At 31.8% G+C, this 18,471-nt stretch carries 18 protein-coding genes, 1 riboswitch and 1 other annotated feature (1 of these 20 cut by a window edge); of the genes, 17 read left to right on the plus strand and 1 reads right to left on the minus strand.

Annotated features, from left to right (window positions below):
• Window positions 1-18, plus strand: a binding site (T-box leader); it begins 183 nt to the left of the window's first position.
• Between the two features lie 35 nt (window positions 19-53).
• The gene (leuS, locus tag B5D14_RS11490) at window positions 54-2,447 is read left to right on the plus strand and encodes a leucine--tRNA ligase (protein ID WP_078712780.1); all 2,394 of its coding nucleotides are present in this window, start codon (window positions 54-56) and stop codon (window positions 2,445-2,447) included.
• Window positions 2,448-2,467: 20 nt separating this feature from the next.
• On the opposite strand, the gene B5D14_RS11495 is transcribed toward leuS, so the two are convergent.
• The gene (locus B5D14_RS11495) at window positions 2,468-3,571 is read right to left on the minus strand and encodes a GGDEF domain-containing protein (protein ID WP_078712781.1); all 1,104 of its coding nucleotides are present in this window, start codon (window positions 3,569-3,571) and stop codon (window positions 2,468-2,470) included.
• 155 nt (window positions 3,572-3,726) lie between these two features.
• Here B5D14_RS11495 and B5D14_RS11500 point away from each other — a divergent pair, with 155 nt between their 5' ends.
• From B5D14_RS11500 to B5D14_RS11575, 16 genes are all read left to right on the plus strand, one after another.
• The gene (locus tag B5D14_RS11500; RefSeq protein WP_078712782.1) at window positions 3,727-4,452 is read left to right on the plus strand and encodes a segregation and condensation protein A; all 726 of its coding nucleotides are present in this window, start codon (window positions 3,727-3,729) and stop codon (window positions 4,450-4,452) included.
• A 5-nt stretch (window positions 4,453-4,457) separates the two neighbouring features.
• Window positions 4,458-5,132: an SMC-Scp complex subunit ScpB gene (gene scpB / locus B5D14_RS11505; protein ID WP_200804821.1), complete on the plus strand. Its 675-nt coding sequence runs from the start codon at window positions 4,458-4,460 to the stop codon at window positions 5,130-5,132.
• Between the two features lie 94 nt (window positions 5,133-5,226).
• Window positions 5,227-5,586, plus strand: coding sequence for a BlaI/MecI/CopY family transcriptional regulator (locus B5D14_RS11510; RefSeq protein WP_078712783.1), 360 nt, complete (start codon window positions 5,227-5,229; stop codon window positions 5,584-5,586).
• Window positions 5,579-7,162, plus strand: a complete 1,584-nt coding sequence (locus B5D14_RS11515) for a M56 family metallopeptidase (protein WP_078712784.1) — start codon at window positions 5,579-5,581, stop codon at window positions 7,160-7,162. The genes B5D14_RS11510 and B5D14_RS11515 overlap by 8 nt, the downstream gene beginning before the upstream one ends.
• A gap of 14 nt (window positions 7,163-7,176) precedes the next feature.
• Window positions 7,177-8,562, plus strand: coding sequence for a hypothetical protein (locus tag B5D14_RS11520; RefSeq protein WP_078712785.1), 1,386 nt, complete (start codon window positions 7,177-7,179; stop codon window positions 8,560-8,562).
• An 87-nt stretch (window positions 8,563-8,649) separates the two neighbouring features.
• A riboswitch (purine riboswitch) is annotated at window positions 8,650-8,747 on the plus strand.
• A 127-nt stretch (window positions 8,748-8,874) separates the two neighbouring features.
• Window positions 8,875-10,269 carry an amidophosphoribosyltransferase gene (gene purF, locus B5D14_RS11525; RefSeq protein ID WP_210188174.1) on the plus strand — a complete coding sequence of 465 codons (1,395 nt, stop codon included), beginning with the start codon at window positions 8,875-8,877 and terminating at the stop codon, window positions 10,267-10,269.
• A gap of 43 nt (window positions 10,270-10,312) precedes the next feature.
• Window positions 10,313-11,020, plus strand: coding sequence for a DUF554 domain-containing protein (locus tag B5D14_RS11530; RefSeq protein WP_078712817.1), 708 nt, complete (start codon window positions 10,313-10,315; stop codon window positions 11,018-11,020).
• 44 nt (window positions 11,021-11,064) lie between these two features.
• Window positions 11,065-11,892, plus strand: coding sequence for an Mrp/NBP35 family ATP-binding protein (locus B5D14_RS11535; protein WP_078712787.1), 828 nt, complete (start codon window positions 11,065-11,067; stop codon window positions 11,890-11,892).
• Between the two features lie 62 nt (window positions 11,893-11,954).
• On the plus strand, window positions 11,955-12,626 hold the full coding sequence (locus B5D14_RS11540) for a response regulator transcription factor (protein ID WP_078712788.1): 672 nt from the start codon (window positions 11,955-11,957) through the stop codon (window positions 12,624-12,626).
• On the plus strand, window positions 12,610-14,049 hold the full coding sequence (locus B5D14_RS11545; protein ID WP_078712789.1) for a sensor histidine kinase: 1,440 nt from the start codon (window positions 12,610-12,612) through the stop codon (window positions 14,047-14,049). The genes B5D14_RS11540 and B5D14_RS11545 overlap by 17 nt, the downstream gene beginning before the upstream one ends.
• Window positions 14,050-14,112: 63 nt before the next feature.
• Complete coding sequence (locus B5D14_RS11550; RefSeq protein ID WP_078712790.1) at window positions 14,113-14,520, plus strand: hypothetical protein; 408 nt, start codon at window positions 14,113-14,115, stop codon at window positions 14,518-14,520.
• The gene (locus B5D14_RS11555; RefSeq protein WP_078712791.1) at window positions 14,517-15,026 is read left to right on the plus strand and encodes a P-loop NTPase family protein; all 510 of its coding nucleotides are present in this window, start codon (window positions 14,517-14,519) and stop codon (window positions 15,024-15,026) included. The genes B5D14_RS11550 and B5D14_RS11555 overlap by 4 nt, the downstream gene beginning before the upstream one ends.
• Window positions 15,027-15,134: 108 nt before the next feature.
• Window positions 15,135-15,404, plus strand: coding sequence for an autorepressor SdpR family transcription factor (locus B5D14_RS11560; RefSeq protein WP_078712792.1), 270 nt, complete (start codon window positions 15,135-15,137; stop codon window positions 15,402-15,404).
• Entirely contained in the window at window positions 15,401-16,060 is a 660-nt protein-coding gene (locus B5D14_RS11565) for a DUF1648 domain-containing protein (protein ID WP_078712793.1), read from the plus strand. The genes B5D14_RS11560 and B5D14_RS11565 overlap by 4 nt, the downstream gene beginning before the upstream one ends.
• A 4-nt stretch (window positions 16,061-16,064) precedes the next feature.
• Window positions 16,065-16,775 (plus strand): ABC transporter ATP-binding protein, encoded by a 711-nt coding sequence (locus B5D14_RS11570; protein ID WP_200804822.1) that lies wholly within the window; start codon window positions 16,065-16,067, stop codon window positions 16,773-16,775.
• Entirely contained in the window at window positions 16,775-18,373 is a 1,599-nt protein-coding gene (locus tag B5D14_RS11575) for a putative ABC transporter permease subunit (RefSeq protein ID WP_078712794.1), read from the plus strand. Before B5D14_RS11570 ends, B5D14_RS11575 begins: the two co-directional genes overlap by 1 nt.
• The last annotated feature ends 98 nt before the right edge of the window (window positions 18,374-18,471 follow it).

An 18,471-nucleotide genomic window follows, 5' to 3' on the forward strand; every position in this document is an offset into this window, starting at 1 on the left:
TAATTAAACGTCCTTAGAATTTAAGGGCGTTTTTATATTTCAAGGAGGAAGTTATGGAATTCAATCATGTAGAATCAGAGAAAAAGTGGCAAGAATATTGGGAAAAGAATAAAACATTTGAAACCGATGTTTGGGATTTTAGTAAGCCGAAGTTTTATGCTTTGGATATGTTTCCATATCCTTCAGGTCATGGCTTACATGTAGGTCATCCAGAGGGATATACAGCAAGTGATATTGTTTGTCGTATGAAAAGAATGCAAGGCTATAATGTGTTACATCCAATGGGATTTGACTCTTTTGGTTTACCAGCTGAGCAATATGCAATTCAAACGGGAAATCATCCAGAGGGATTTACACTTGAAAATATCAAAACATTTACAACACAATTGAAAATGTTGGGTTTTTCATTTGATTGGGATAAAGAAGTATCTACTTGTGATCCTAAGTTCTATCAATGGACACAATGGATTTTTAAACAATTATATGAAGATGGATTAGCGAAATATGTAGATTTTCCTGTTAACTGGTGCGAAGAACTTGGAACAGTACTTGCGAATGATGAAATCATTGATGGTAAATCAGAGCGTGGAGGATATCCTGTTGTACGTAAAATGATGAAACAATGGGTTATTGATATCGTTAAATATGCAGATCGTTTATTAGATGGACTGAATGAAGTTGATTGGCCTGAGTCAACAAAGGAAATTCAACGTAACTGGATTGGTAAATCGCGTGGTGCTCATGTGAATTTTAAAGTTGATGGACATGATGAATCATTTACTGTTTTTACCACACGTTGTGATACGTTGTTTGGTGCTACTTATTGTGTACTTGCTCCTGAGCATGCATTAGTTGATCTTATTACAACACCTGAAGAAAAAGAAAAGGTTGCTGCATACAAACAAGAATGTGCTTCTAAGTCAGATATGGAGCGTACTGAGCTTAATAAAGATAAAACAGGGGTCTTTACTGGTGCTTATGCAATTAACCCTGTAAATCAAAAGAAAGTGCCTATATGGATAAGTGATTATGTACTTGCATCATATGGTACAGGTGCAATTATGGCAGTTCCTGCTCATGATGAAAGAGATTATGAATTTGCGAAGAAGTTTGGTCTTGAAATTATTCAAGTTTTAGATGGAGAATCAGTTGAAGAGAAAGCAATGGTTGATGATGGTGTTCATATCAACTCAGATTTCCTAGATGGTTTAAATAAAGAAGATGCGATTAATGTTATGATTGCATGGCTTGAGACAAACAAAGTAGGACAATCAAAGATTAACTATCGCCTACGCGAATGGATATTTGCTAGACAACGTTATTGGGGTGAACCAATTCCAGTTGTTCACTTTGATGATGGCACAATGGAAGCACTTGAAGATAGTGAATTACCATTGGTTCTACCAGAATTAAATGACTACAAAGGACAAGCAGGGAAATCACCATTAGATCGAGCAACAGCTTGGGTTGAGGGTGAAAAACATGGAAAACATTATCGTAGAGAAACAAGTACAATGCCAGGTTCAGCTGGAAGTAGTTGGTACTTCTTGCGCTACATTGATCCACATAATGAGAAAGAAATTGCGGATAAAAAATTATTAGAACATTGGATGCCAGTCGATCTTTATATTGGCGGTCCAGAACATGCGGTAGGACATTTATTGTATTCACGTATGTGGAATAACTACTTGTATGATAAAGGAATTGTTCCATGCAAAGAACCATTTAAAAAATTGTTCCATCAAGGAATGATATTAGGTGAAAATGGTGAAAAAATGAGTAAGTCTCGTGGTAATGTTATCAATCCAGATGATATTGTTAAAGCATATGGTGCAGATACATTACGATTATATGAAATGTTTATGGGACCGCTTGAAGCAAGCAAACCATGGAATGATAAAAATGTAGAAGCATCTAGAAAATGGTTAGATCGTGTATGGCGCTTGTTTATTGACTCAAATAGACTCGTGGATACAAATGATGGTTCATTGGATTTTAGTTACAATGCAACCGTTAAGAAAGTAACAAGTGATATCGAAACATTAAACATGAATACAGCGATTTCTCAAATGATGATATTCATTAATGATTGTTATAAGCAAGAAAAAATATATCGTGAATATGCATTGAATTTCATAAAAATGTTATCTTGCTTTGCACCACATATTTGTGAAGAAATGTATCAAATTTTAACAGGCAAACAAACCCTTACATATGAACCATGGCCAACTGTTGATGAATCAAAGCTTATCTTAAATGAGGTAGAGATGGCAGTACAAGTTAATGGTAAAATGCGAGGAAAATTCATGATTGCAAAAGATGAAGATACAAAGATTGTAGAGGAAACAGCTTTAAATCTTGAATCAGTTAAAACGCATACAGAGGGTAAAGAAATTAGAAAAGTTATCGTAATTCCAAATAAAATTGTGAATATTGTTGCAAATTAAAACGCTAGGTATCTAGCGTTTTATTCATTTAGAAACTCAATGAGTAGATGTAAGTCAAGATTAGGTTTTCTTGTGTTTTTATCCAGATACATTTTCTTATCGGCTTCGATTTGTGCATCTAATATATCGAATGAGCGATGATAAGATTCAATACCATAAGCAAAATCTAAATTGTTTTTGTTAAGGAAGTTTCGAATTTCTTCGATTTCATTTGTAACAGATTCAATAGTTTGCTTTTTTGCAATAACCATAAATTCATCACCACCGATTCGATAAAATGTTGAATTCTTCGTTAACATTGTTGTAAAGATAGTAGTAAAATAAACAAGACATTTATCACCAATATCATGACCATAAGTATCATTGATTTGTTTAAAATTATTGATATCAACTAAAACAAGAATACAGTTATCATGATGATTCATATCATTGAGGGTACTATCATACAACCTCCGATTAGCACATCCAGTTAACTGATCAGTAATATTGACTTGGATATTCAGCAATAAGTAATACAGGATTAAAGACATTCCAGAAAAATTCCAATTCATGAATTTCATCTTAAATGCTACTTCTAAAAAAGCACTAAACAAGATTAATGTAAGAACAAAGAAGACAAAGATACGTTCAATGTGCTTGTTATTGAGACGATGATTAACAGGTTTTACAATAAGCATAATCATGTAGAAACAAGAAATAAGCATGGGTAGAAGAAATAAAACACCACGATCATATTTATTATTAACTGAGATATGGAAGACAATATTTTCGAAAAAAATACTGCTAAAGCATACGAAAATGTTGATAATGATAGGGATATAAGCATAGGTATGCATTTTCTTATCATCAAATATTCTACACAAAACCAAAGGAATAATTGGGCCACATGCAAAGTTTAAAAACGATGTAATACGCCGTAGTATATAGAATTGTGGACCTGCTACCTCTAAATATGCATCCAAACTTGTAACAAGAATCATCAAGATATTTAATACGAAAACAAAGAGGAAGAGCCTGTTTTTAGTTTTATTGAATAGAGGATTTAGACTTAAAAAGGTGATAGCTAAAAAAAGTGCAGTAAAACAAACAACATTTGCCTGTACAATACTTACTATTTTTTCCATCACTTCACCCCATTAATATATAAATTATAGCATGAAGTCATGAAAAAACTCGTGAAATTGTGGATTTCTATGAATTATTAAGTTTATAAAACTATTTTAGTTTAGACTAGTGAGATTGATGAAATTTTGGTATAATTTTCTAGCGAGGTGGCAACATGACATTTACAGTAGCAATTGATCAATTTGAAGGTCCATTAGATTTAATGCTCCATTTAATCAAAGAGCAAGAATTAGACCTTTTTGACTTAGATATCAGCGTATTAACAGATCAATACTTGACTTATTTGAATCACATGGAAGACTTACATCTTGAAGTAGCAAGTGAATACTTACTAGAACTTGCAACATTAATTGAATATAAAAGTAAAAAAATATTACCTAAGGATCAATCATTACTAGAAGATGAGTTTGAAGAGGATCCAAAAGATCGCTTAGTTAGACGTTTATTGGAGTATCAACAATTTAAAGAAGTAAGTGAACAATTAAGTGATTTGTATCATCAAAGAGCAATGCAAATGTCAAAGCCGATATCTATTGAAGTTGATGAATGGACTAAACCAAAAACAGAGGATGCACCAATTGATGGATCACCTTATGATTTAGTCAAAGCTATGAATAAATGTCTTAGAAGGTTACAATTATCAAAACCAATTGAGACAAAGTTTACTGCTAAAGAATTATCAATGGAAGATAGATCGTTACAAATAAAGGCAAGATTAAGAGATTTACCAGATACATTCTCATTTGAAACATTAATTGAAGATTGTAATGATATGCAAATGGTAATTGTTACTTTCTTATCGATTCTTGATTTAGCAAGACAACATACACTCGTATTTACGATTGATGAAAACGAAACAATTTGGTTTAAGAGGGGGTAGTGAGTATGATTGAAAACCTTGAAAATAATAAAGAGGAAGTAATAGAAGAAAAAGAAGTGATGCTTCATGAAGAATTAACAAGTGAACAAGAAGAAAAAATTGAAGAAGCAATTCAAGAAACAAACAAAGTAGAAGAAGGTAATCGTGCAGGAACAATTCTAGAGGGATTATTATTCATTGTAGGTGAAGAAGGAATTACACTGGCACAAGCAAGTGAAGTCTTGGGAATTAGCCAAGAGAGAGCGGAAGAAGAGTTTAGTTTACTTCAAGCAGCATATGCGGAGGATAGTAGGGGTTTTGAAATTGCGAACTATGGAGGAACATATAAGTTCTTATCTAAAGCAATTGTCCATCCTTATGCAGAAAAGTTATTCCAAACAACGAAGACTGCTGGGATATCGCAAGCTGCATTAGAAACGTTAGCGATTATTGCCTATAAACAACCCATTACACGTGTTGAAATTGAAGAAATTCGTGGAGTAGGGTGCGATATGATGCTTAGAAAATTAGAAGCACGCAATTTAATTCGTGAGAATGGTCGAAGTGATGCACCAGGAAGACCTATTCTATACGAGGTAACTGATGAATTTATGGATAGTTTTAAATTGTATAGTTTAGACGAATTACCTAAATTACCTGAATTCAATACTGATGAAAACAGTGAAAACTTATTTGATTAAGAAGTGAGGAAACTCACTTTTTATATTGTTGACAAGTCTATTCTATCAGAGTAGAATGAATGTATATTCTATCACAGTAGAATGGAGGAAGAAAATGGTTGATAAAGTATTTGACTCAGAAAGAAATATTTTAGAGCTTTTATGGGAAAAAGATAATCAAAGTGCAAAAGAAATTGCTGAGCAATGTGAAAAAAATGTAGGTTGGAGCAAAACAACAACCTATACAGTGATAAAAAAATGTGTTAGCAAAGGATTAATTCAACGTATTGATCCAGGTTTTATTTGCCATGCATGCATTGGAAAAGAAATCGTTTGTGCTCAAGAAACAGATGATTTGATTCAACGAAACTATTCGGGTAATCCCGATTTACTAGTTGCCTCATTGTTGGAACAAAAGAAAGTATCCTTTGAAGAAATTCAAAAATTAAAAGAGTTAATTAAGAAATATGAATAATTTGCTCTCTTTTGTAGAAATAAATATTTTTGGAAGTATTCTAATTTTAGTTGTTTTATTCATTCGGTTGTTATTTACAAATCAACTTCCAAAAAAATTATTAATGGGTTTATGGGGACTAGTAGGTTTAAGATTTCTTTTTCCATTTAGAATTGAATTTAATTTTAGTTTTTATCAAGTTGCAGATCCAATTCTTAATCCAATTACAAAACAAGTTTTACCTGGAATTCTAAATCAAAACACAATTGTCAGCAGTAGTTTTGAGGATAATCTTTCTCTAGTGCTATTGATTGTTTGGGCAATTGGTTGTTTATTTGTGGCATCTAGTTTAATCTATTTCCACTTAAAAACTCGTTTTACCTATAAAGTATCTTTGCCAGTAAAAAATCATTTTGTCCAAGAGTGGTTAGAGAATAATCGTTTAAGAAGACCCATCCAAGTACGTTATTCAGATCGTATTGGTTCTCCTTTTACTACAGGTATTTTGTGGCCAATTATTCTTCTTCCAAAATCAATTGATTGGGAGGATACACAATGTTTGACCTATGTATTGTCACACGAGCGTGCCCATATTCGACGATTTGATGTACTCATCAAATGGTTACTAGCACTCATCGTTTGTCTTTATTGGTACAACCCACTTGTATGGCTTTTTTACCGATTAGCAAATCAAGATTTGGAATTTAGTTGTGATGAAGAAGTAGTTTTAAAAAATGGTTTATCCTCACGTAGTACATATGCTGAGGCTCTTGTGAAGATGGAAGAGCGAAGAGTAATACTTGCACCACTTACTTCAAACTTTTCAAAGTCTGGATTGAAAAACAGAATAGTATCTATCCTTCAAACAAAAAATATCACACTTACTAAAGTTATGATTTCACTTGTAATTCTGTTTGGGGTAGGGTTGCTTTTCTTTACTAATTCACCACTTCATCAAAATGAAATCATAGGAGAAACAAAGCATTTTGGAGAAGAGGATCCCACAATTTATGACTATGGTTATACCAAAGAAGAATTAGAAAAATTTCTAGAACTTACCCACTATCGTGATTATGAAACCATGTCAATTTCAAAATTTAATTCATTAATTCATAATTTATTTCAGAACGATATATCGGATGAGGGTATGATTTTGTTTGAAAAGGTGATGTGGAATACCAGTGAAACTAGTGAATACTATAGTTTTCTTGTAAATACAATTCAATGCTCAATGAATGAATACAATGCACGACTAGAAGAAGTATATTCAAACGAAGTAAATAATCCAACATATTGGATTAATCTAGAAAGTACACAAAATACCGAAGTGTTAGGTGTTAAGGGTAAGATGGATATTCAAATGAGTTTAGTCTTTAGTTATCGCATTCTTGATGAAGTAAATTTAACAGTAAAACAACGAGATGAATTTATTCAACGTATAAATCAAGTAGCCCAAGATACCTTTGAACATCAAATACAAATGAATGGAGCTAAAGAAGATTTCATTGTAGAGTTTGAAGAGAATGCAGCGAGATTATCTACAGAAAAAATTGAATTTGTAGAGTGTATAGAAAGTGAAACAGAAATTTATAATTAAGTAGAGGAAGAAAAATGAAAATAAATCGATCTATTAAAGTAGGTATAGTACTTTTGGTAGTAGTTTTAAGTGTGTCTTGTAGTACAAAAATAAATAAAGAAGAATCGCATAATTCAGTAACAAATCAAAGAAATAACAGATACTATTGGAATGATGAAGAAAAGTATACAAAAGAGGATTACAATTTTTTGAAAGAATTAGCACAGCATGATTTAGAGAAAATAACCGTTTATGACTTCAATAAAATAGTTTTGAATCAGGACAATGAAGAAGAATATCATAAAAATGAAAAGATAATTCAAAGATTGTATCAAAGTTTGGAAGAAACAGATGAGCTATATCCATTTTTGGAAAGTACTCTTTATACAAGCTGGGTGGAATCAGAAAAGAGTCATTACAACAAATGTGAAGAAAATAAATATCCATTCTTTGTTAAGTCACAGGATGTAAGTTTGTATGAAGATGTGTATGGTAATTCGGAACTTACACAACAAATTTCATTTTCGATTGATTTCAATTATCAAATTAAGGATCAAAAAATGTGTACTGTTGCAAAGCGTGATGCGATATTGGATGGAGTTTCATTATCACTCAAATCATATATCGAGGAGCAAGGATTTGAAAAGTTATATCATGATCCTCAACTCACGAAAGTGTTGCTAGAACAATTAAATAAAATATTAGGTACATTGAATGATGAGATACAATGGATGAATGTATCTGATTTACATTGTTGGGTATATAGCAGTGAAGATGTGATGGAAGAAGTTGAAGTCAATAATACTGAAAGAGAATTTGATTACACTAAAAAATACTCAAAAGAGCAATACAATAAATTGGTGGATGCATTAGTTATAGAGAACTACAAAGAAATGAGTATTGAAGATTTTGATAGAATAATTTACAATACATTCAATGAGGATTCAGAAAATTACTATGATAGTATTTCATTCTTATATGACTTTGTTTTAAATCAATTGGAAGAAACAGATCCACACTATGATTATTTATTGAACATCATTCCATTTGCTTTGAAAGAATACAATGCCAAAAGAGACGAAGTACTAAGTAAAAAAGATCATCCAATTGAATTTTATAATAATCTTTCAATTCAAATTAAAGGTAAAGTTTATGAAGATGAAATCATAAAAGGAGAATTGTATTTGTACTATACTTTTACTTATCGTATTTTGGATGCTAAGCAATGTACGGTTGCTGATAAAATCAATTTTATTGAAAATGTAAATAAGGAACTCAAAGAATACATTCAAAATAATTTATCAAATAATATCTCTGAAGAAGCACTACAAAAAGAATTTAAATCAATAGGAAATAGTTTAAGTAATGATAAAATTCAATTCGTTGATGCGAAAATTGAGTCATTCGAAGCAGCATACTAGATGGAAGCACCTGAATAGGTGCTTTTCTAATGAATTCCTAATAAAAAAACTTGTAATGAGGGTGGTCCTTGTGTATACTATATTCGTGATTAAACAATCACATTTGCTTGTATAGGTGTCAAGAATTGGCTGACATGTTTCTACCCACTGGCCTATAGTGGACTACAAGTAAACCTTTTCCCCGTATCTGTGAAATGGGTTTACTTTGTAATGGAGGAAAAGGAATGCTACATAACTTAAAACAGAACACAAGTAAATTATAACTACATATTGGTTTCAATATGTATTTTTTATTTTCCTGGAGGGTGCATGATGGATGAATTTAGAGAATTAATGGGTAATAAACTAAACGAAGAATGCGGATGTTTTGGAATCTACAATGTAAAAGATGCTGCAAGTCTTTCTTATTTTGGATTACATGCATTACAACATCGTGGACAAGAAGCTTGTGGTATTGCAGCAAGTGATAACAAAAACATTACTTGTTATAAAGGTAAGGGTTTAATTAGTGAAGTTTTCACAAATAAAATAATTGAGGAATTACCAGGTAAACATGCGGTTGGGCATGTTCGTTATTCAACAGCTCAACAAAACCAAATTGAGAATGTTCAACCAATTATGGTGCGTGCTCATCAAGGGTCGTTTGCACTTGTAAACAATGGACAAATTGTAAATGCTGAAGAAATTAAAGTGGAATTAGAAAATCAGGGAAGTATTTTTCAAGGAACAAGTGATAGTGAAATCTTCTTGCATTTAATTCAAAGAGAAGAAGGAACCATGGTTTATAAAATCATGAATGCATGTGCAAAACTTGAAGGTGCTTTTGCAGTTATTATTATGACAAAAGATTGCATGTATGCTGTACGAGATAAAAATGGATTAAGACCACTTTCAATTGCAAAATTAGAAGATGGTTATTGTGTATCAAGTGAGAGCTGTGCATATGATATTGTGAATGCAAAATTTGTTCGTGATGTTGAACCTGGGGAAGTGATTCGTATTGCAAGTGATGGAATACAATCTTTTAAATATACAGAGAAGACACAAAAGAAAATGTGTTCAATGGAGTACATTTACTTTGCACGTCCTGATAGTGTAATAGAGGGTGTCAATGTGCATAATGCTCGTAAATTATCAGGCAAATTATTAGCTAGAAAAGATAAAGTCAAAGCGGATATTGTAATTGGTGTACCTGATTCATCACTAAGTGCTGCAATTGGTTATGCAGAGGAAAGTCGATTACCTTATGAAATAGGATTAATTAAAAACCGTTATGTAGGGAGAACTTTTATCCAACCAACTCAAAAACAAAGAGAACGTGGAGTTCGTATGAAGTTGAGTGCTATTTCAGCTATTGTTAAAGGTAAACGTATTGTGATGATTGATGATTCAATTGTACGTGGGACTACAATGAAACGCATTGTTCAATTACTAAAAGATGCGGGTGCTAAAGCAGTTCATGTACGTATTGCTTCACCTGAATTCAAATCACCTTGTTTCTATGGTGTTGATACATCAACTTATGATGAGTTAATTAGCTCAAGACTCAATGTTAAAGAATTAAAAGAATATATTGGTGCAGATAGTTTGAAGTTCTTAACGATTGATGAAGTGAAAGAAGCAAATGGACCAGATTTATGTGTTGCATGTTTCAGTGGTAAATATCCAACAAATCTATTTTCACTAGGCAATATAATTAAGAAGTAGTAAAATGAAACAGGATGAAAGTCCTGTTTTTTTAGGGGGTCATATGGGAAGTATTGTAAATGCACTAAGTATTATCGTAGGTGGAATTCTAGGTATAATGCTTAAAAAAGGGATTAAAGAAAATATCCAAGAGGGTATCTATAAAGCGATTGGTGTATGTGTATTGGTCATAGGAATTAATGGTGTGCTTTCCAATATGGCAGTTGTATCAAAGGAATTTGTTTCTACAAGTGGAGAATTAATTTTGGTTATATCGATTGTTATTGGTACATTTATTGGCGAAGCAATGGATCTTGATAAAAAATTGAATGGGTTATCTTATAAGATAGAAAAGAAGTTTAATTTAGCTGGTTTTGCAAGTAGTTTTGTGGCTGCATCCATTATCTTCTGTGTGGGAGCAATGGCGATCATTGGTGGAATTAATGATGGTTTATTGCATGATCCCAATGTGTTGTATGTAAAAAGTATTCTAGATGGTATCACAAGTATTATCTTAGGTGCAACTTTAGGAATGGGTGTTATCTTTTCAAGTATTCCGGTTCTAATTTATCAAGGTGCAATTACTCTTCTTGCAGGTAGTTTATCATCGGTTTTAGTAGGTGAGTTTCTTCGACAAATTTGTATGGTAGGTTATGTACTTGTCATTTGTATCGGAATTAACTTTCTTGCTCCCAATAAATTAAAAGTAGCGAATATGCTACCATCGCTATTGGTTGTCATTGTTTATAATGTCATTTTGATGTTCTTTTAAATCATTTGTGCTAAAATAATTCATGTTGAAAGGTGGTAAATAAAATGAGTAATTGTAATCATAATTGTGGTTCTTGTAGTCAAAATTGTTCAGAACGTACTAACCCTGAAAGCTTTTTAATACAACCACATAAAGATAGCCATATTAAGAAAATTATAGGTGTTGTTAGTGGCAAGGGCGGTGTTGGTAAAAGTTTAGTAACAAGCTTACTTGCAACTGCAATGGCAAGAAAAGGATTTAATGTGGGAGTACTTGATGCAGATATCACAGGACCAAGTATGACAAAAGTATTTGGAATCACTGGAAAAGCTGAGGGAACACAAGACGCAATATATCCATGTGTTAGTGAGGGTGGCATTCAAGTAATGTCAATCAACATGATGCTTGAAACTGATGAAACTCCAGTGATATGGAGAGGACCAGTTATTGCGGGTATTGTTAAACAATTTTATACAGATGTTGTTTGGAAAGATGTCGATTATTTATTTGTGGATATGCCTCCTGGAACTGGGGATGTGCCTCTAACTGTATTTCAATCCTTACCATTAGATGGCATTGTGATTGTAACATCACCACAAGAGCTTGTAAGTATGGTGGTAGCAAAAGCAATCAACATGGCTAAAATGATGAATATTAATGTCCTAGGAATCATTGAAAATATGAGTTATGTACAATGTGATGAATGTGATCACAAGATTTATGTCTTTGGTGAAAGTAATATTGAACAAATCGCAAGAGAGGCAGAACTTGATGTCTTAGCACAAATTCCACTAGATCCTATGATTGCGAGTTTGTGTGATGCTGGTAATATTGAAGTGGCTGATGTTCGTGTATTGGATAAAGCAATAGAAAAAATTGAGGGGCTTAAATAGCCTCTTTTATTAACTTCACCCAAAATTCACATTTTCAATATATAATAAAGTTGGTGATAAAAATGAAAATATTAGTCGTTGATGATGAAAGCAAAATTAGAGAAATGATTCGCAAGTATGCCCAATATGAAGGCTACGATGTAAGTGAAGCAAAGGATGGAATGGAAGCTGTTGAGAAGTGCGCAAGTAGTAATTATGACTTAATTGTCATGGATGTTATGATGCCTAATCTTGATGGATTTTCAGCATGCAAAGAAATTAAGAAAATGAAAGATATTCCTGTTATTATGCTTACAGCACTTGGTGAAGAGTATGATAAGATTCATGGATTTGATTTAGGAATAGATGATTATGTCGTTAAACCATTTTCACCCAAAGAACTAATGATGCGTATTCAAGCAATTTTAAAACGAACTAAATCACAGAGTGAAATGGCGGAAGTCTTTACTCAAGAGGGTTTAAAAGTAGATTTTACAGCGCATATTGTTGAAATAGATGGTGAAAAAGTTTCTTTGTCGCCCAAAGAATTTGATTTATTAGAGTACATGATTCGTAACCAAGGCATTGCACTTACAAGAGAGAAACTTCTACAAAAAGTTTGGGGTTATGACTTTTTTGGTGATGATCGTACCCTTGATACACATATTAAACTATTACGCAAAAACATTGGACCCTATGCTAAGTTCATTGTTACGCTAAGAGGGGTGGGTTATCGTTTTGAAAAAGCCGATTAAACTCCAATGGAAATTACTCATTTATCTAGTTACCTTCATGTTTGGTATTCTTGCGCTTCTTTGGGTATTTCAAATTGGGTTACTGCAACCATTATATGAATACAACAAAGTAAGTGTAGCAAAAGAAACAGCTGCGAATATTGAAAAAGTAATCAACAATGAAGATATCAGTGATTACATTGCTTCATTATCAGAACAAAATGATTTGTGTGCACTTGTTATTACAGATTCCCAAATGATTAACACCAATGTAACAGGCTGTATGATTAATCGTTTACCTTATGATAAATTAGTTGAATACTATTCACTTGCGAAAGAGAATGGGGGAAGTTATCTTTCAAAATCCGAATTAGTTGAGATGTCATTTAATCCGAATGCTCCTGATGAAAGCTTTGTTTCAAAGTATAAAGGAGATAAAAATATTGTCTATACGAAAGTAGTGGAAGATGAAAGTGGATTGGTAAGTATCATCTTAGTAAATACAAGGGTGACCAGAGTTAATGCTGCAACCCAAACACTATCTGATCAACTATTTATGATAGGATGTATTATTTTTATCGCAACAGTTATTCTTGTATTATTTTTAACAAAGAAGATTGTTAAACCAATAGTAAAAATTAAGGAAGCTACAAATAATCTTGCTGGTGGTAAATATGAAAATGTCTCAAAAAAGGATGATTATTTGGAAATATATGAATTAAATAAAACGCTTGAGTATGCAGCCACACAAATACAAAAAGCAGATAAAGCGAAAAGAGATTTAATTGCGAATGTATCGCATGATTTAAGAACACCACTAACAATGATTACCGGTTATGGTGAAATGATGTTGGATTTGCCTGATGAAAAAACAGATGAAAACATAAAAGTCATTGTTGCTGAATCAAAACGATTGAATCTTATCGTAAATGATTTACTTGATTTATCACGACTAAATGAAAATAAGATTGAACTACACAAAGAAAACTTCAATCTAACTGAATGCATACAAGATGTCTTAAAAACCTATGAATCTTATTCGAGACAAGAAGAGTTTCACATTCAATTTGATTTTAATAGACCGATTATGATTTATGCGGATAAAAAAAGAATAGCTCAAGTACTACATAATTTTATTGACAATGCTATTAATTATTCAAATCAAAATAAGCGAATCGAAATAAGACAAATATTAAAAGACAACTTAATTCGCATTGAAATACAAGATTTTGGACAAGGTATTGAAACAAATCAAATTGAATTAATTTGGGATCGCTACTATAAAGTAGATAAAGAACATAATCGTGTTTCTCAAGGTTCTGGTATTGGTCTTGCGATTGTAAAAGAAGTATTGGAATTACATCAATTTAACTATGGAGTGAAGTCTAAAATCAATGAAGGATCAATATTCTATTTTGAAATGCCAGTTTTAGAAAGTGAGTAATCACTTTCTTTTTCTATTTAATCGTAGTAGAATTTTTGTATTGCAAGTTAGGGAGAACAGATAATGAATAAAACTAAAACTATTTTTGGTTCTTTGTTTATGATTAATTTAGTAATTAGTATTCAACCTTATTTTGGAACACTTTTATCACAAAATGTACCAACAAGTCTTTGGGGAAGTTATCTTGTAGAGAATTTTATCTTTCCAATTATTTTACTTATGGGAGTACTTGGCTTATTTATTAAAAATGAGAGGCATTTCATCATTGATTACTTAATTATGAACAGTTTATTTTTATCACTTCAATTATTTTATAGTGTTGTATGGATTAATCGAGGTTTTGCTGGATGGTGGATAAGTATCGGAGAAACACTTAGTTTATTAGTACCAGGTTGTCTTTTTGTCATGTGTATCACAGGGATTTCAATATTTAATTTAGTTAAGAAATATAAGGAAGTTCACTCAATATGAAAATTGCAATCATTGGTTATAGTGGTTCGGGTAAGTCGACTCTTGCTAAGAAGCTTGGAGAAATCATTCATGCTCCTGTTTATCATTATGACTGCATTCATTTTACTGATGGATGGAAAGAGCGAGATCGAGATGAAGTAACTAAGTTAGTGGATAATTCACTAAGCCAGTCATCATGGGTGATTGATGGTAATTATTCGGCATTTGAATTTGATCGAAGAATGAGTGATGCAGACTTAATTGTTTTCATGAATTTTCCTCGTAGAATAGCATTTCCAAGAGTGATCAAACGATACATACAAAATAGAGGAAAATCTCGTGATTCTATTGCTGAAGGATGTGTTGAAAAGGTAGATTTAGAATTTATTTATTGGTGCTTGATTAAAGGGCGAACAAGTAAATACACAGGTAGATATAAAAAACAAGGTGTACTCTATAAAGAGAAGTTTGTTGAATGTAAAAGTGATAAAGATGTAGTGCGATTAATAGAAAACATTGTAAAGTAGTAGAAATACTACTTTTTCTATTTAGAAAAATATCTAAATAGGTATTGTATTTTGTGAAAGTTGTATCTATAATGTATTTAGATAAATTTCTAAATAGGTGGTGATGAAGTGGGAATAAACGATACATTAAAAGCGATATCAGATCCAATACGAAGAGATATATTGGAATTATTGAAAGATGGGAAAATGTCAGCAGGGGATATTGCTGAACGATTTGATTTAACAGGTGCAACGGTTTCCTATCATCTATCAATTTTAAAAAAAGCAAAACTAATCATCGAAGAAAAACAAAAGAATTTTATCTATTATGAATTAAACTTATCGGTATTTGAAGATATCTTAGTTTGGATTCAACAATTGGGAGGGAATCAAAAGTGAAAAATGTAGATTGGAAAATAATTGTGATTACTGTGTTAATCACATGGTCTCCAATGATTGTTGGAGCAATCATCTATCAAGATATGCCTGAAATGATAGCAGCACATTTTAATATTTATGGTCAACCGGATGCGTATATGAACAAGGAAATTATCTTATTTGTATTGCCATTGGCGATGGGGTTTCTGCAAATCTTTACATGCTATGCCAGTGATACCAATAATGTCAATGCGGTACAAAAACCAAAGGTAGAATATATCGCTAAATTTATTATTCCGGTATTAAGTTTTGTTGTTTACTTCTTATCTATTGGGTATTCGATAGGGATTCAATTTGATATGCGTTTAATTATGATGATCGTTATTGGATGTCTCTTCTTGTTAATTGGAAATTATTTACCAAAGACAAGTGGAACCTATAAGACAAAGGTAGCTTTGTTTAAGAAATTCAAAAATTCAAAATTATATAACTATGATCCAGCATTAAGACAAAAAATGTATCGAATACAAGGAATCACCTTTGTGATATTTGGATTTCTTAGTATTTTATCAGTGTTATTACCAGTAGAGTATTCCTTTGCGGTAATTATGCTGTTGATCTTTGTTGTGATTGTAGAAACAATTGTATTTTTAAAAGAAATTTATAGAAGGGGTTAAGAAAATGAAACCAATGTTAGAAATTAAAAATTTCCATAAATCTTATGGACAAAAAGAAATTGTAAAAGGAATTAACTTAGAAGTAAATCAAGGGGAAATATTTGGATTTATTGGCCATAATGGAGCAGGCAAAACGACAACGATTCGAAGTGTAGTGGGTATTTTGGATTTTGAAAGTGGTGAAGTATTAATTGATGGAAAAAACATCAAAACTGATCCAATTGCTTGTAAGCAAGTGATGGCGTATATACCAGATAATCCAGATTTATATGAGCATTTAACTGGAATTAAATACATTAATTTTATTTGTGATTTATATGGTGTACCGAATGAAGTGCGTCTTCCAAGAATTCAAGAACTTGCTAAGGAATTGGAACTGGATACAAATTTAGGAGATTCAATTAGTTCATATTCTCATGGTATGAAACAAAAACTTGCTTTAATTAGTGCCTTTGTTCATGCACCAAAACTATTAATATTAGATGAACCATTTGTTGGGTTAGATCCTAAAGCAGCATTTACTTTAAAGAAACGAATGAGAAAAATTTGTGATGAGGGTTGTTCTATTTTCTTCTCATCTCATGTATTGGAAGTTGTTGAAAAACTATGTGATAAAGTAGCAATATTAAAAGAAGGTCAAATTGTATTACAAGGAGAAACGGATGAAATTATTCGAAATGAATCACTTGAAGAAATCTTCCTAGGACTTGAATAATGAAAAAGTTTTTTGAGATAGCTAAAATTCAAATCATCAACATGGTTAGAAGTACAACTCGTTCAGGTTCAAAAAATTCAAAAGGAATCTTCTTATTGGTTGTCATATTAGGTGGTCTAATTTTTGCATCAGCGACATACAGTATGGGAATTTACTCAGGGATACCTGCGGGTTATAAAGATTTTGTGTTATATACAATGGCTACAGCATCTGTTTTGATTGTTTTCATTTTTTCAATCACTACGGCTCAAGGGCAATTATTCCAATTTAAAGATTTTGATTTACTTATGACTTTACCTATTTCAAGAACAATGGTTTTTCTTGCTAAGGTTTTATCATTTGTAGTCATCATGTTAGTGTATTGTTTCTTATTCATGTTACCTGCCCTAGTTATTTATGGTGTAAATGAATCAATGGGAATTCTCTATTATGTATATGGAATTGTAGGTTTATTCTTCTTACCTCTTATTCCAATTGTAATTTCAAGTTTATTTGCGTTTATTATTCGTAAACTTGCAGGTCATGGTAAATATAAAAATTTACTTGTTAATTTAGGATCAATTATTTTATTTGCTGCTATTATGCTTGGATCTATGTCACTTTCATCTTTGGAGGGAACAACAATTCCAGAGGAAGTGTTTGTAACAGGACTAATGTTGATTAAAACATATTTGTATCCAATTTATATTTACATCCATAGTTGTATTAGTGGAAATATTATAGAATTAGTTTTGTCGATTTTAATTAATGGTGGTGTCTTTGCTTTGTTTGTTTACTTATTTAGCAAGACATTTGTTTCTATCAATAGTACTGTTCAAACGGGTTATAAAGCAAAAAACTTTAAACTAAAAAAAGAAGAGGGTAAATCACCATTACAAGCTTTGTGTGAGAAAGAGTTTAAGAAGTTTACTTCAAATATGATGTATTTTATGAATATGGGAATGGGTCAAGTTATGCTTGTGCTTGGAGGAGCTTATCTAGTCTTCAACAAACAAATGGTATTTGAAATGCTAACACAATTTGAAAGCTTGGGATTTCAAATCAAACCTACACTCTTTGGATTAATTTGTGGTGCAATATGTTTATTTGCATTAATGACACCAACTGCATCTGTGAGTATATCATTAGAGGGTAAACAATTTTGGATAACAAAAACAATACCTGTTAAAACAGAAACAATATTTTTATCCAAAGCCATTGTAAATGCAGTTATTATCTGGATACCTTCTATGATTGGCTTTATACTTATTAGTGTTGGATTTGGATTCACAATGTTTGAATTGATTGTAGGACTACTATTAATCTTTGTTTTAGGTATCTTTGTTGGAATACTGGGATTGTGTATCAATATTAATTTCCCTAAATTAGATTTTGATCGAGAAATAATCGTTATTAAACAAAGTATGAGTTCGTTCATTGCAATTTTTGGAGGCATGGTAGTTGGTGCTTTACTTATTTTCCTTTATGTAAATGTATCTGAGTTTGTAGGACCATTCAATTTCGTTATGATTATTGTGTCGATTTTATCCGCCTTAGATATTCTGTTGTGGATGTATTTAAGAACAGTAGGTGTGAGAAAATTTTGTGAGTTGTATTAAACTCAAATATACAAGACTGGATGAGCAGATAAAAATAGCTCGTTCAGTTTTTTTATATAGAAAAACACCAAGTTCATTTTAACTCAGTGTTTTAATAG

Origin of the sequence: Anaerorhabdus furcosa, from assembly GCF_900167375.1 — a bacterium.
In the GTDB taxonomy this organism is placed as follows: Bacteria; Bacillota_I; Bacilli_A; order Erysipelotrichales; family Erysipelotrichaceae; genus Anaerorhabdus; species Anaerorhabdus furcosa.